The sequence below is a fragment of the Cupriavidus sp. 01L415 genome (assembly GCF_056400065.1).
The window spans coordinates 193,860-207,028 of sequence record NZ_JBFTSP010000006.1 but is presented as its reverse complement, the minus strand read 5'-3'; the positions used below and the strand labels follow the sequence as shown (position 1 = coordinate 207,028).

The 13,169-nt window shown below is 67.4% G+C and carries 14 protein-coding genes; 5 read left to right on the top strand and 9 right to left on the bottom strand.

Annotated elements, in window-relative coordinates:
- The first annotated feature begins 182 nt into the window (after positions 1-182).
- Together AC1DOX_RS13920 and AC1DOX_RS13915 are read left to right on the top strand one after the other, a co-directional pair.
- A complete protein-coding gene (locus AC1DOX_RS13920) occupies positions 183-785 on the top strand; it encodes a LysE/ArgO family amino acid transporter (RefSeq protein WP_441622396.1) in 603 nt (200 codons plus the stop codon).
- 5 nt (positions 786-790) lie between these two features.
- Positions 791-1,303 carry a class IV adenylate cyclase gene (locus AC1DOX_RS13915; protein ID WP_441622394.1) on the top strand — a complete coding sequence of 171 codons (513 nt, stop codon included), beginning with the start codon at positions 791-793 and terminating at the stop codon, positions 1,301-1,303.
- Here the strand turns inward: AC1DOX_RS13915 and AC1DOX_RS13910 are convergent.
- The 3 genes from AC1DOX_RS13910 to modA all read right to left on the bottom strand — a co-directional run bounded on the left by AC1DOX_RS13910 (position 1,300) and on the right by modA (position 3,597).
- Positions 1,300-2,022: an ATP-binding cassette domain-containing protein gene (locus AC1DOX_RS13910; protein WP_441622392.1), complete on the bottom strand. Its 723-nt coding sequence runs from the start codon at positions 2,020-2,022 to the stop codon at positions 1,300-1,302. The genes AC1DOX_RS13915 and AC1DOX_RS13910 overlap by 4 nt on opposite strands.
- A 7-nt stretch (positions 2,023-2,029) precedes the next feature.
- Positions 2,030-2,746: a molybdate ABC transporter permease subunit gene (gene modB, locus AC1DOX_RS13905; RefSeq protein WP_441622390.1), complete on the bottom strand. Its 717-nt coding sequence runs from the start codon at positions 2,744-2,746 to the stop codon at positions 2,030-2,032.
- A 74-nt stretch (positions 2,747-2,820) separates the two neighbouring features.
- Complete coding sequence (gene modA / locus AC1DOX_RS13900; RefSeq protein WP_441622388.1) at positions 2,821-3,597, bottom strand: molybdate ABC transporter substrate-binding protein; 777 nt, start codon at positions 3,595-3,597, stop codon at positions 2,821-2,823.
- A gap of 322 nt (positions 3,598-3,919) precedes the next feature.
- Between modA and AC1DOX_RS13895 the strand changes: the two genes are divergently transcribed.
- Positions 3,920-4,195, top strand: coding sequence for a hypothetical protein (locus AC1DOX_RS13895; RefSeq protein WP_441622386.1), 276 nt, complete (start codon positions 3,920-3,922; stop codon positions 4,193-4,195).
- A 46-nt stretch (positions 4,196-4,241) separates the two neighbouring features.
- On the top strand, positions 4,242-4,799 hold the full coding sequence (locus AC1DOX_RS13890) for a nucleoside 2-deoxyribosyltransferase (protein WP_441622384.1): 558 nt from the start codon (positions 4,242-4,244) through the stop codon (positions 4,797-4,799).
- Here AC1DOX_RS13890 and AC1DOX_RS13885 read toward each other — a convergent pair.
- The 6 genes from AC1DOX_RS13885 to AC1DOX_RS13860 all read right to left on the bottom strand — a co-directional run bounded on the left by AC1DOX_RS13885 (position 4,796) and on the right by AC1DOX_RS13860 (position 11,205).
- Positions 4,796-5,455 (bottom strand): PqiC family protein, encoded by a 660-nt coding sequence (locus AC1DOX_RS13885; protein WP_441622382.1) that lies wholly within the window; start codon positions 5,453-5,455, stop codon positions 4,796-4,798. The genes AC1DOX_RS13890 and AC1DOX_RS13885 overlap by 4 nt on opposite strands.
- Positions 5,452-7,083 carry a PqiB family protein gene (locus AC1DOX_RS13880; RefSeq protein ID WP_441622380.1) on the bottom strand — a complete coding sequence of 544 codons (1,632 nt, stop codon included), beginning with the start codon at positions 7,081-7,083 and terminating at the stop codon, positions 5,452-5,454. The genes AC1DOX_RS13885 and AC1DOX_RS13880 overlap by 4 nt, the downstream gene beginning before the upstream one ends.
- Complete coding sequence (locus AC1DOX_RS13875) at positions 7,070-7,834, bottom strand: paraquat-inducible protein A (RefSeq protein WP_441622378.1); 765 nt, start codon at positions 7,832-7,834, stop codon at positions 7,070-7,072. Before AC1DOX_RS13875 ends, AC1DOX_RS13880 begins: the two co-directional genes overlap by 14 nt.
- Entirely contained in the window at positions 7,831-8,526 is a 696-nt protein-coding gene (locus AC1DOX_RS13870; protein WP_441622376.1) for a paraquat-inducible protein A, read from the bottom strand. The genes AC1DOX_RS13875 and AC1DOX_RS13870 overlap by 4 nt, the downstream gene beginning before the upstream one ends.
- Positions 8,523-9,626 (bottom strand): AI-2E family transporter, encoded by a 1,104-nt coding sequence (locus tag AC1DOX_RS13865; protein WP_441622404.1) that lies wholly within the window; start codon positions 9,624-9,626, stop codon positions 8,523-8,525. Before AC1DOX_RS13865 ends, AC1DOX_RS13870 begins: the two co-directional genes overlap by 4 nt.
- A gap of 448 nt (positions 9,627-10,074) precedes the next feature.
- The gene (locus AC1DOX_RS13860) at positions 10,075-11,205 is read right to left on the bottom strand and encodes an HPP family protein (protein WP_441622374.1); all 1,131 of its coding nucleotides are present in this window, start codon (positions 11,203-11,205) and stop codon (positions 10,075-10,077) included.
- 135 nt (positions 11,206-11,340) lie between these two features.
- Between AC1DOX_RS13860 and AC1DOX_RS13855 the strand changes: the two genes are divergently transcribed.
- Positions 11,341-13,113: a chloride channel protein gene (locus AC1DOX_RS13855; protein ID WP_441622372.1), complete on the top strand. Its 1,773-nt coding sequence runs from the start codon at positions 11,341-11,343 to the stop codon at positions 13,111-13,113.
- The last annotated feature ends 56 nt before the right edge of the window (positions 13,114-13,169 follow it).

Sequence of the window (13,169 nt, the reverse complement as noted above, 5' to 3'; positions counted from 1 at the left end):
CTGCAGTGGGTGCTGGATATCGCCTACTTTGACCGGCTGGGCCTGCCCCGCCTCGCCTAACCTCAACCTCTCGAACCGCCCGGTGCGGACCCGCACGCCGGGTGGTGTGGCAGGGGCGCAGCCACGATGGCTGTCCCCTATGCCGATTTCACCTTTCACCTTTCGCTTGGCTTGCCTCACTCATGCACGCTCCCATTGCCGGCTTCAGCCTCGGGCTGTCGCTGATTCTTGCCATCGGCTCCCAGAACGCCTTCGTGCTGCGCCAGGGTCTGCGCCGCGAGCATGTGTTCTGGGTCTGCCTGATCTGCGCGGCGTCGGATGCCGCGTTGATTTTCATGGGCGTAGCCGGATTTGCCGCGATGATTCGCAAGCTGCCGTGGCTGGGCGATGCGATGCGTTACGGTGGCGCCGCGTTTCTCATCTGGTACGGCGCGCGCAGCCTGTGGACGGCCTGGCGATCCCACGCCGCACTCGCGCCGGCCGACGCCGAATCGCGCCCGCTGGCCGCCACGCTCGCGATCTGCCTGGCCTTTACCTGGCTGAACCCACATGTCTGGCTGGATACCGTGGTGCTGATCGGTTCCGTCTCCACGCAGTTCGCGGGCCATGAGCTGGCGTTCGCGACGGGCGCGATGACCGCGTCGTTCCTGTTCTTCTTCTCGCTCGGCTACGGTGCTGCGCTGCTGCGGCCCGTGTTTGCGCGGCCCCGCGCGTGGCAGGTGCTCGAGGTGATCGTCGGCTTGACCATGTGGGTCATCGCCGCCAGGCTCCTCATGGATCAGTAGGGATCATGGCAAGGAACGTTGAAATCAAGGCGCGTATCGCCAGCATCGAGGCCCTGCTGCCGCGCGCGGCAGCGCTGGCGAACCACGGTCCGGAACGGATCGAGCAGGACGACACCTTCTTTACCTGTCCGAACGGACGGCTCAAGCTGCGCGCCTTCCACGCTGACAGCGGCCAACTGATCTTCTATGCCCGGCCCGACCAGGCCGGGCCCAAGGAGAGCTTCTATATCCTGTCGCCCACGGCATCGCCGGATACGTTGCGTGCCGCGCTGAGCGCCGCGCACGGCGAAACCGGCCGCGTACGCAAGGTCCGCACACTGTTCCTGGTCGGGCGCACGCGTGTGCACCTGGATCGCGTGGAGGGGCTCGGGGATTTTCTCGAACTGGAAGTGGTGCTGGCCGATGGCGAGCCGGTCGAGCATGGCGTGGCCGAAGCGCATGCGCTGATGGCCAGCCTTGGCGTGGATGCCGGCGCGCTGATCAAAGGCGCCTACGTGGACCTGCTGCGCGCGGCCTAGACCGCGTGCAGCGGCAGCGGGGCGTAGACCGGCGGATGCTGGCTGGCGCGGCCGCTGCCGTAGATGCGGCCATCGCGGATTTCCAGCACATGGTCGCCCAGTACTTCCACATCTTCCGGATCGTGTGAGATGACCACCATCGGCACGTCCAGGCTTTCCTGCAGCGCGCGCAGTTCCGCGCGCATGCGAACGCGCAGCGCCGGATCCAGCGCGGAAAACGGCTCGTCCAGCAGCACGATATCGGGCCGCGCCACCAGAGCGCGCGCCAGCGCCACGCGCTGCTTCTGTCCCCCCGAGATCTGCGCGGGATACTGGCTCACGATGTCGCGCAATCCGAAGGCATCGATCCAGCGCGCCGCCTCGGGCGGCATCGCCTGACGTGCGGGATTGCGCCAGCCCCTGCTCAGTCCGAAGGCGATGTTCTGTGCCACGGTCAGATGCGGAAACAGCGCGTAGTCCTGGAACAAATAGGCCACGCGACGCTCCTGCGGGCGCACGTCGATGCTGGTCTCGCTGTCGAACAAGGTACGGCCGTTGAGCACAATGCGCCCGCTGTCCGGGGCGAGCAGCCCGGCGATGGCGCGCAGGGTCAGGCTTTTGCCGGCGCCGGACGGGCCGAACAGCGCAACCCGCCGGCTATCGGAATCGAACGCAATGTCCAGCGCAAACTGCCGGTCGGCCGAAGTCATGTGCTTGCGGATGGTGACGTGCATGCTCATGGTGCGCTCACTTCGTAACCGGGTCGCGGCGGAACGCGCGACGCTCGTAGACTTCGCCGACGCCGCGTGCGGTGGGCGGCACCAGCCGGCCCGCCGCCACCAGCAACACGATGCAGGTGACGGACGTCACCAGCACGAGCAGGTTGGCGGTGTTGTCATCACCGGCCTGGACGGCCTCGTAGATGGCGACGGACAATGTCTGCGTGCGGCCGGGCAGGTTGCCCGCGATCATCAGCGTGGCACCGAATTCGCCCAGCGCCCGCGCAAACGCCAGCAGCACGCCCGCCACGATGCCGCGCGCCGCCAGTGGTAGCGTGATGCGGAAGAAGATGCCGACTTCCGATACGCCCAGCACGCGTGCGGCGTTCTCCAGTTGATGATCCACGCCCTCGAATGCGGCGCGCGCCGACTTGAGCACCAGCGGAAACGCCACCACCGTGGACGCCAGCACGGCGCCCTGCCAGGTGAAGACCAGCGTGATGCCGACGCTCTCCAGCCAGGCGCCAAACACGCCGCGGCGGCCCACCAGCACCAGCAGGTAATAGCCGAGCACGGTGGGTGGCAGGACGAGGGGAAGGGTGAGGATGGCGTCGACAACGTCGCGCGCCGACGACCGCCAGCGCGCGATGCCGTAGGCCGCGGCCACGCCGAGGATGGTGTTCAGCAGCGTGGCCCAGCCCGCTACCTTGAGCGAGAGCAGCAGCGGGACCCAGACGGCATCCATGGCAAATTCCGGCAATCAGGTGAGTTGACAACCGGCGCCCGGGTCAGCGGGCGCGCGGCAAGACTTTCGATCGGTCAGGGCTTCTGGAAGCCGTACTTCGACAACACCGCCCGGCCTTCAGGCGACAGCACGTACTGCACGAAGCTGTCGGCCTGCGGACCCTGCTTCGTCTGCGCCGTCACGGCAATCGGATAGGTCACCGGCGTGCGGTTGGGCACGCGCACGGCCACCTTGACCTTGTCCGGCATGATCGCGGCATCGGTGGCGAACACGAAGCCGGCATCGACTTCGCCGCGCGCCACATAGTCCAGGCTCTGGCGCACGTTCTGCGCCGGCACGCCCTTGGCGGATACGGTATCCCACAGGCCTTCGGCCTCGAGCGCGCCCTTGGTATAGCGGCCCACCGGCACCGACGACGGGTTGCCATACGCCACGCGCTTGACGTCCGCCTTGGTCAGGTCCTTCAGCGTGCCGATGCCCAGCTTGCTGTCGTTCGGGACGATCAGCACCACCTGGTTGGCGGCAAAGTCCTTGCGTGTGGCCGGTTGCACCACCTTCTCAGCCTCCGCCTTGTTCATGGCTTCCTGGTCGGCGGACGCGAACACGTCGGCCGGGGCGCCCTTGACGATCTGCTGCATCAGCACGTCCGACGCGCCGAAGTTCAGGATCACCTTGGTATCCGGATGCACCTTCTCGTACTGCTCGGCCAGCGTCTTGAAGGCGTTGGTCAGGCTGGCGGCCGCCGATACGATGAGATCCGCGGCGAACGCGGACGGCGCAGCGAAGGTCAGGACGGCGAGGGCGGCGCCGCAGACGGTGCGACGCAAAAAGGGCAGCGAACGTTGGGTCATGGCTTGGAGAAAGGGTGGAGTGAAATGCACACGCAACAATGCGCAATATAAGTTGGTATATAGCGGAACGTCAATCGCCCGGACGGATAAGGTCTTTCAGCAGATCGACATCGCTTTCGATACCGATTTGTGATACTTACACCTCTTTTCTCGCAGGTCGTTTTCCATGGCACCTTGGGGTCTGACTGGTCACGATCGCAGGACAGTCATCCCCCTGACACCGTAGCGCCACTTTCCTGCCATCGCGGATTCCCATAATCGACTGGTTGACCCAGGCGCCACTGACCTGAGCCTTTCGATCCCGCACCTAACGAATCCCACGATGACGACGTCAGCCAGTTTCCCCGTCAGGATTGCCAGCCGATCGCCGCGCCGGCGCATCCATCCGCTGTTCGTGGCCGCCACGCTCGCCATCGCGGTGGCCACGGCCGGCGTGGCGGGCGCCGCCGTGTGGCGGCACCAGACCGGCACGCGCCATGCGGAACTGGCGCAGCCGTCGCGCGACGGGTCGGATCGCGCACGCCCGGCCGATGCCGAGCACGCAATAGCTGCGGCACCCGGCGCCCAATTGCGGCCTGTCTCAAGCGCGGCGCACTGAGGTAAGCTGGCATCCGGTTCCTCTGGATGCCCTTTCCCTACGCGTCATGAAAACGATCTACCTCGCCGGTTTCGATGTGTTTCGCAAAGATGCGCTCGCCTACGGGGCGCAACTCAAGGCGCTATGTGCGGCGCATGGCTACGAGGGGCTCTATCCACTCGACAAGTCCGCGCCGCCGGGACTGTCCGGCCCGGATACCGCGCAGTGGATCTATGAGGCCAACGTCGCGCTGATTCGCCGCGCGGACATCGTGATGGCCAACCTTGACGATTTCCGTGGCCCGGGCGAGCCGGACAGCGGCACGGCCTTCGAGGTCGGGTTTGCGGTGGCGCTGCAAAAGACGGTATGGGGCTATTCCGCCGACGCGGGCACCTTGCTTGACCGCGTGCGCGCCGGTGCCGGCACGGATGCCGACGGCGACGTGCTCGACGCCCGGGGCTACGTGGTGGAGAACTTCGGCTTGTCGAAGAACCTGATGCTGGCGTGCAGCGTGCGGATGGTGGAGGGCGGCCCTGAGGAGTGTCTGGCCGCGATGGCCGAGGCGGACCGCCGTCGCGCGGCGCGTCGCGCGCTGGCGCTGGAAGCGGCCGGCCCCGAAGACTAGCGGCGTAGCGACCGCACGCCCGCCGCGATGTCGGCCGCGGTCGTCGCCACGATCTGGCGATATGCGCTCACCATGCCGTCGACCTGTCCCGGTGCGGGCAGTTCGGCTTGCGTACGTCCGGTGAGTACCTTGCCGTCGGGCAGGCGGCGCACGGTCCAGGCAATCGTGGCACCGGCGCGCTGGTTCAGGTCTGCATCGAGCTGCACGACCTCCGTCGTCACGCGAAACACGGGCTCCACGCCCGACAATCCCTGCTGGTAAGTATCCACGGCGCCCAGGTTGGCCTGCAGCTGCTGCGAGAGCGCATCGCGCAGTTCATCCGGCAATGGCGACGTCCAGCGCGACAGGTCCAGCAACTTCACGCCCCCGGCGGCGCCATCGGCCACGACGAGCTGTTGCCGGTTCAGGCGTTCGGGCACGCGCACGGGTGCCACCTCGATCCAGACGGGGTTTGCCGCCGGTGCCAGCGCCGGTGCCAGCGCAGCGGTTTGCGCGGGGATGGTGGCGGTCTCCGGACCGGTGGCCAGCGTGTAGTAGCGGGGCTCCGGAGAGGCGCAGCCCGCCGTCAGGAAGGTCAGGACGGTCAGGGCCGCCAGGATTGACACGGCCGCTGGCCGCGCGGCGCCGAACCGGCGATTTTGCGAGCAATTCATCATGGTTTCTCCGCCTTGCCGCGCAGCAGCGCCTCGGGATGGCGTTCGAGATAGTCGGTCAGCGCGCGCAGCGATACGGCCGTGCGCGTGAGTTCCTGCAGCATGCGCCGCGTGTCCTGCTGCAGCGGCGCATCGGACGCCAGCGTGCCATTGGCCGATGTCAGCGTGCGGCGCGCATCCTGCAGCGCGGCCAGCACTTGCGGCGCCACGTCGCCATTGAGTTGATCCACCAGCTTGTCGGCCTTGACGAGCATCGCGTTCAGCGATGCCACGGAGGTGCGCAGGTCCTGCCCGATCTGGTCGAACGGCACCTTGTCGATCCGGTTGACGATGTCGCCCAGCTTGGCCTGCAGCGTGTCGAAGGTGCCCGGCGTGGTCGGCAGCTCCGGCATCGAGGCGTCGAGGTCGACGCCCGTCGGGGCCGGCGCCTTCGGGAAGAAGTCCAGCGCCACGTATAACTGGCCGGTCAGCAGGTTGCCGGTGCGCAGCTGGGCGCGCAGGCCACGGTTGATCAGGGCCTGCACGGTGCTGCGTTTCTTGGCCTCGTCGGCGACGTCGCGCTCGCGGAAGCCCATGCGTGACGGGTAGAACTCCACCACCACCGGGAGGCGGAAGGTTTTCTTGTCCCTCACGTATTCGATGCCGATCGACCGCACGACGCCCACGATCACGCCGCGGAAGTCCACCGGCGCACCGGGGGACAGCCCGCGAACGGACTGGTCGAAGTTCAGCACGGCCAGCGTCGGCGCGAGTTCCTCGGGTTCCTTCATCGCCTCGGTCTGGTCGCTGGCCAGCAGGAACTGCGTGTTCTCGGCCGCCGCGTCACGGGCCGTGGTGTGTTCCGGCGCCTGGAAGGCCACGCCGCCCAGGAGCACCGTCACCAGCGACTGCGTGGAGAGCTTCAGGCCGCCGGCATCGAGCTTGAGGTCGACGCCGCTGGCATGCCAGAAGCGAGTATCGGCTGTCACGAGCTTGTCATACGGCTTGTTGACGAACACACGCAGCGTGATGTCGCGGCCATTGGGTTCGAGCTGATAGGCCACCACCTGCCCCACCTGCACGCGCCGGTAGTACACCGGCGAGCCGATATCGAGCGACCCCAGATCCTGTGCGCGTAATACGAACTGGCGCCCGGACGCATCCGTGGTCACCACCGGCGGCACTTCCAGCCCGGTGAAGCTGCGCGTGCGCTCGCTGGACTTGCCCGCATCCACGCCGATATAGGCGCCGGACAGCAGTGTTTCCAGCCCGGACACGCCACTGATCGCAAAGCGCGGGCGCACGACCCAGAAGCGCGTGTCGGTCACCGCGAAGTTCTCGGCGTCCTTGGTCAGCTCGATGTTGGCCACCACGTGCGAGCGGTCCGATGCCAGCTTGACGGACTTTACGAGGCCGATTTCCACGTCCTTGTAGCGCACCACCGTCTTGCCCGGTGTCAGGCCCTCGGCCGTGCTGAATTTCACGGTGATCTCGGGACCGCGCGAAGCCAGCGTGTTGATCAGCAGCGAGACGCCGACAATCGCCGCGACGATCGGAATCAGCCAGACCAGCGACGGCAGCCAGCGCGTACGACGCTTGCGCGCCGGCTGCGGGATGTCCTGGGTTGGGGGAGGAGTATCAGTCTCGGGCATTGTCGGAATCCTGCGAATCGAGCGAGTCCCACAGCAGGCGCGGGTCGAAGCTCAGCGACGCCAGCATGGTCAGTACGACGACCGAGGCGAAGGCCAGTGCCCCCGCCCCGGGAATAATAGTGGCGAGCGCCCCGGCCCGCACCAGTGACGCCAGCAGCGCCACCACGAAAATATCCAGCATCGACCATCGGCCGATTACCTCGACCAGCCAGTAGAGCCGGGTTTGCTGGCGGATGCGCCAGGTCGAGCGCAAATGCACCGACGCCAGCAACAGCGTCAGGATCATCATCTTGAGCATGGGTACCACGATGCTGGCCACCAGCACCACGCCGGCCAGCAGGTGCGACCCCGACAACCAGAGGTAGATCACGCCGGACAGGATCGTGTCGCGCTGCGTGCCCAGGATCGACTGGGTCACCATCACCGGCAGCAGGTTGGCGGGGATGTAGAGGATGTACGCGGCCAGCAGGAACGCCCAGGTGCGGGCCAGGCTGCCCGGCTTGCGACGGTGGAGCGTGGCGCCGCAGCGCGGGCAGGGCTCGCCTTCCAGCGCGACCGGGCTGACCAGGTCGCAGGCGTGGCAGGAAAGCAGGCCGCGCGATGCGGCGGTCGGGACTTGCGGCAGCGGCGTCTGCTCGTCGTCGTCGGTCAGTTCCGCCACCATCCCGGCGGCCATGCGGCGCGAGCGTTCCAGTTGCTCGCGCGCGGCGGCTGTGCGCGACGGGGACGGACGATCGGGCGGGAGCGTCATGGTGCGGCCTCCGGCGTGCGCGGCGGCGGTGTGCGGGATGGCGTTTCGTCGGCACCGGGCGCCTCCAGGTAATGCCAGAGGTCGCGCGGATCGAAGGAAAGCATCGCGGCCAGAACGACGACGAGCGCCCCGAACGACCACAGCGCCACACCGGGCAATACCTGCGCCATCGTGGACAGCTTCACCAGCGTGACCAGCACGCCGATCATGAAGACCTCGATCATGCCCCATGGACGGGTCTGGCGAATGCCACGCACGATGCGGTCAAAGCCGGGTGGCATCCTGCGGCGCGCCATCGGCACCAGCAGGTAGCACATCATCAGCATCTCGGAGAGCGGGAACAGGATCGTCGTGGCGAATACCAGGATGGCCACCAGCGCCATGTGGTCCGCATAGAGGGCCTGCACGGCACCCCAGAGAGTGGTCTGCGTGCGCACGCCCTTGAGGTCCATCTCCACGATGGGGTAGGTGTTGGAGATCAGGAACAGGATCAGCGCGGCGAACACCAGCGGCAGCAGGCGCCGGTAGGCCTGCGAGCTTTCGCGATAGAGCGGGCCGCCGCAGCGCAGGCACGTGGCACGCTCGCCGGGCTCCAGCGCCGTGCGCGCATACAGCGCATCGCAGTATTCGCAGGCTACAAGCCGGTGCAGATCCTGCGCCGGCGTTTCCGTCGATACGGTGCGCGACGTCATGCGTCCGGGGTGAGTTGCGAGGGCGGCGGCGCCGTGACCGAGGTGATCGCCGCGGGTTCCTGCGTGCCGATGGTCCAGTCACGCAGCAACGCGTAGGCCACGGCCAGCACGGTCGGGCCGATGAAGACCCCGAGGAAGCCAAAGGCCAGTGCACCGCCCAGCACGCCCATCATGATCCAGATCAGCGGCAGGCCCGTGCCCTTGCTGATCAGCAGCGGCTTGATGACGTTGTCGGCCATGCTGACCACCACGCCGCCCCAGACCACCATGAAGATGGCCCAGCCGGTCTCTCCCGAGTGGTAGAGCCACAGCGCGGCCGGTATCCAGACCAGCGGCGGGCCCACCGGCACCACGGACAGGAAGAACGTAATGAAGCCCAGGATGGCCGCGCCGGGCACGCCGGCGATCCAGAAGCCGATGGCGGCCAGCACCGCCTGCACGAATGCGGTACCCAGCACCCCGTAGACCACGCCCTTGACGGTGCCGCCGGCCAGTGCCAGCAGATGGTCGGCGCGATCGCCCGCCACGCGGCGCATGCCGCCGCGCAGCCAATCCACCGCAAGTTCGCCGCCCGTGTAGAAGAAGAACGCCAGCACGATCGACAACGCCAGTTGCCCGAGTCCTGCGCCGATGGACAGCCCGGCGCCCAGCAGCACATGCCCCACCGGGGCGATCAGCTTGCGCAGGTTGGCGACCATGTCCGAGTCGGCGGTGATCACCTTGTTCCAGGCGGATTGCAGTTGCGGCCCGACGTACGGCAGGCCGCCGAGCCAGTCGGGCAACTGCGGCAGGCCGTGTTCGGTATAGCGATTGACCAGTGCGGTCAGCTCGTCCAGGTGGGCCGAAAAGCTGGCGCCCGCGTAGACAAACGGACCCAGGACGATGACCGTGGTGACCAGCACGCAGATCAGCGCGGCCAGTACGCGGCGGTTGCCGAGCCAGCGCGACAGCACGGTGTACGGGTACCACGAACTGAAGGCGAGAATGGCACCCCAGATCAGCGCCGTGGCAAACGGGGCCAGCACGAGCAGCGAGCCGCCAATCAGCACGATCAGCGCAAAGACGGCGGCGAGCTTTTCAATCAGTTGTCCGGAACTCATCATCGCGCAGATCTCCTCGGGCGGCCGTGTGACGAAAACGCCGTAAGCATAGCGGAAATCGATGACAGCCCCTTTCGCGGGCAGGACGTCGCCTCAGTGAGTAGTTATAGGCGGTGGGCTTGGGTGGAGGTCGTTTCAAAAAGATCCTGGCGTTGTTGCCGGGTTTGCCACATTCGCTTGCCGTACCATTTGTACGGTGTCTGCGGCCGCGCCCTTGCAGGGCGCGCATGCGCCGGCCGGCGCATGCCGCCGCGCAGGCGGATTGCGTGCGATCCGAAACCCTTGCTTCGCCCTAGCCAGGACCGCTTCACTTCATTTCGAAACAACCTCTTAGTGGTATCTGGCGGGGTGACGTTGTGGCGTTGCGAGGTGGGACGGCGCGTGGCGATGGCGGCACCGCACGGCGCCGCTCCGATCCGGGCGAGCCGGATCTGCGGATTCAGTCGCCTCAGCTCGCCACCATGTTATTGCGCAGCAGTGCCGCCACGAGGTCCGATTGCGTGACGATGCCGACCACGCGCCGGTTGTCGTCGAGCACCGGCACATGGTGCAACCCGCCGTCCGAGAACGCGCGCGCAAGTTCGACCATCGGCTGGTCGGCGCGGGCCGAGGTCACCGCGCGCGTCATGAGATCGCGCACATTGCCGCTGGCGCGGCGCGACCCCGTGCGCTGGGCGCGGAAGAAGTCACTTTGCGTAACGATGCCCAGCAGCCGACGCTGGCCATCCACCACGGGCAGCGCCTTGATGTGATGGCGCGTGAGCAAGGCGGCCGCCTCCGTGGAAGCCTGGCCGGGGCGCACCGTCACCACGTCGCGCGACATGATCTCCGCGCAGCGCACGTCGCCAAAGCGTCGGCGATAAGCGCGCAGTTCTGCCGCCACCAGGATGGCTTCCAGGTCATCTTCCTCGATGTCGAGAAATTCGCCCCGGGAGGCCAGCACCGCGTCCAGGTCGGCGCGGGTAAAGCCCACGCGCTGGCTTGGCGGCACGTCGCGGGTGTGATGCTGCGTGGCCGCCTCCGGCGGGCGGTGCGGATAGCGGCGCCGGGCGAGGTTGTTGAAGGCCAGCGCCATCAGCAGCAACAGCATCGAATTGATGGCCACCGGCACCACGACGAAGCCGAAGCCCAGTGCCTGCACGGCCGGCCCGCCGAGCACCGCCGTCATGGCCACGGCACCGCTGGGCGGGTGGACGCAGCGCAACTGGAACATCAGTGCGATGGCCACGGCGACGGCCACGCCGGCCGCCAGGCCGGGATCTGGGATCCAGCGCGCGCAGGCCACGCCCACGGTCGCCGCCACCAGGTTGCCGCCGATGATCGACCACGGCTGGGCCAGCGGACTGGCTGGCACCGCGAACAGCAATACGGCGGAAGCCCCCATTGGCGCCACGAACCACGGGTTGAATCCATGCAGGATGTGGCGACTGATCCACTCCGTGATGAACAGGCCGAGCAGCGCGCCGGCGCAACTCTTGATGCGCTCGTGGCGGCCAGCCGTGATCGGCATGGGAACAAATGTGCGCAGCCAGGCGCGTGCCTGGGTCGCGGAGGCGGACAAGTCGAATGCTGTCGGCATGAATACGGGGGGGCGCAAGGGGGCGGATTGCGGGGGTCCGCAAATATATCATGGCGTGATATATTGCGCCGCACACTGAACGGTAAGCCGCCCCCACGCCTCCGTTCCCACATCCCCGGCCGCGGAGGAGGCCCCATGCATACCGATTCCACTCACGTCGAGAAGCGCGACTACGCCGTCAATCGCCGGCTGCTGATGCTGGCGACCATCGCCCTGGGCATCGGCGCGATCAGCACGGCCGCCGCCTTCGTCCTGGTCAACCTGATCCGCTTCTTCACCAACCTGTTCTTCTTCCAGACGTTGTCGTTTGCCGACCGCTCGCCGGCGCATCATGCGCTCGGCGCCTGGGTCATCGTGGTGCCGGCGGTGGGCGGGTTGATCGTCGGCCTGATGGCCAGGTATGGCAGTGACAAGATTCGCGGCCACGGCATCCCGGAAGCCATAGAGGCCGTGCTGTTCGGCAAGAGCAAGATGTCGCCGAAAGTGGCGGTGCTCAAGCCGTTGTCGTCGGGCATTGTGATCGGTAGCGGCGGGCCGTTTGGCGCCGAAGGTCCGATCATCATGACAGGCGGTTCGATCGCCTCGCTGCTGGCGCAGTACCTGCACCTGACCGCCGCGGAGCGCAAGACGCTGCTGGTGGCCGGCGCTTGTGCCGGCATGACGGCGATTTTCGGCACGCCGGTGGCGGCGGTACTGCTGGCCATCGAACTGCTGCTGTTCGAACTGCGCCCGCGCAGCCTGCTGCCGGTGGCGCTGGCCTGCGCCGTGGCCGGATTCCTGCGCCCGTTCGTGTTCGAAGCCGGCCCGCTCTTTCCCTTGCAGACCGCGCCGGCCAGCACCGTGGCGCTGGGCTCGTGCGTGCTGGCCGGCCTGCTGTGCGGCATTCTCGGCGCCGCGATGACCCTCGCGCTGTACCGGACGGAGGACGCCTTCAGCAAGCTGCCGCTGCACTGGATGTGGTGGCCGGCCATCGGCGGGCTGGTAGTCGGCATCGGCGGCTACTTCGAGCCGCGTGCGCTGGGCGTCGGATACGACGTCATCGGCGACCTGCTGAACAACCGGATGGCGATCGGGCTGGCCGTGATGCTGCTGACGGTCAAGGCCGTGATCTGGATTGCCGCGCTGGGCTCGGGCACCTCCGGCGGGGTGCTCGCGCCGTTGCTGATGCTCGGCGCCGGTCTGGGCGTGGTGCTGGCGCCGATGCTGCCGGGCGGATCGCCCACGCTATGGGCGCTGGTCTGCATGGCCGGCGTGCTGGGCAGCGTGCTGGGCGCGCCGCTGACCGCCATCGTGTTCGCGTTCGGGCTCACGCATGACAGCGAGGCGCTCCTGCCGCTGTTGCTGACCACGGCCGTGGCCTATGGCTTCTCGGTGCTGACGATGAAGCGATCGATCATGACGGAGAAGATTGCGCGCCGTGGCCTGCATATCTATCGGGAATACGGCGTGGACCCGCTCGAGCGCGCCCACGTGGCCGAACTGATGACGCGCGAGGTGGTGACGATCGACGGCGACCTTCCCGTGAGCGAGGCGATTCCGCGCTACTTTGGCGACCATGCCACGCATCGCGCCTACCCGGTGGTCAGCGCGGGACGCGTGGTCGGCATGCTGCATCGCGCAGCCGTCGCGGCCACGGTGGCCTCCGGCGACGATCACATCGGCCTGCGGTGTCGCGACCTGGTGGCGGCGTGGACTGCACCCGCCGTCCTGCTGCCCTCGCAGACGGGCCGCTCGGCCGCCGGCAGCATGGCGGAACTCAGCGTGGCGCGCCTGCCGGTGGTGGACAGCCTGACAACGATGCGCCTGGTTGGCATCGTCTCGCTACGCGACCTGCTGGGTCCGAGCGGACACGTGCTGCATGAGGAAACGCGCCGCGAACGCCTGCGTGGCGCCCCGGTCGGGACCTGAAAAGGGCGTTTCCGGCAGCCGCTGGCAGATCGCCAGTGGCTGCCGGCAAATTGGCA

Excerpts from the sequence above, each read along its gene's own strand:
- AC1DOX_RS13920 (WP_441622396.1), top strand. The coding sequence starts at position 183 with ATGCACGCTCCCATTGCCGGCTTCAGCCTCGGGCTGTCGCTGATTCTT.
- AC1DOX_RS13915 (WP_441622394.1), top strand. The coding sequence starts at position 791 with ATGGCAAGGAACGTTGAAATCAAGGCGCGTATCGCCAGCATCGAGGCC.
- AC1DOX_RS13910 (WP_441622392.1), bottom strand. The coding sequence starts at position 2,022 with ATGAGCATGCACGTCACCATCCGCAAGCACATGACTTCGGCCGACCGG.
- modB (WP_441622390.1), bottom strand. The coding sequence starts at position 2,746 with ATGGATGCCGTCTGGGTCCCGCTGCTGCTCTCGCTCAAGGTAGCGGGC.
- modA (WP_441622388.1), bottom strand. The coding sequence starts at position 3,597 with ATGACCCAACGTTCGCTGCCCTTTTTGCGTCGCACCGTCTGCGGCGCC.
- AC1DOX_RS13895 (WP_441622386.1), top strand. The coding sequence starts at position 3,920 with ATGACGACGTCAGCCAGTTTCCCCGTCAGGATTGCCAGCCGATCGCCG.
- AC1DOX_RS13890 (WP_441622384.1), top strand. The coding sequence starts at position 4,242 with ATGAAAACGATCTACCTCGCCGGTTTCGATGTGTTTCGCAAAGATGCG.
- AC1DOX_RS13885 (WP_441622382.1), bottom strand. The coding sequence starts at position 5,455 with ATGATGAATTGCTCGCAAAATCGCCGGTTCGGCGCCGCGCGGCCAGCG.
- AC1DOX_RS13880 (WP_441622380.1), bottom strand. The coding sequence starts at position 7,083 with ATGCCCGAGACTGATACTCCTCCCCCAACCCAGGACATCCCGCAGCCG.
- AC1DOX_RS13875 (WP_441622378.1), bottom strand. The coding sequence starts at position 7,834 with ATGACGCTCCCGCCCGATCGTCCGTCCCCGTCGCGCACAGCCGCCGCG.
- AC1DOX_RS13870 (WP_441622376.1), bottom strand. The coding sequence starts at position 8,526 with ATGACGTCGCGCACCGTATCGACGGAAACGCCGGCGCAGGATCTGCAC.
- AC1DOX_RS13865 (WP_441622404.1), bottom strand. The coding sequence starts at position 9,626 with ATGAGTTCCGGACAACTGATTGAAAAGCTCGCCGCCGTCTTTGCGCTG.
- AC1DOX_RS13860 (WP_441622374.1), bottom strand. The coding sequence starts at position 11,205 with ATGCCGACAGCATTCGACTTGTCCGCCTCCGCGACCCAGGCACGCGCC.
- AC1DOX_RS13855 (WP_441622372.1), top strand. The coding sequence starts at position 11,341 with ATGCATACCGATTCCACTCACGTCGAGAAGCGCGACTACGCCGTCAAT.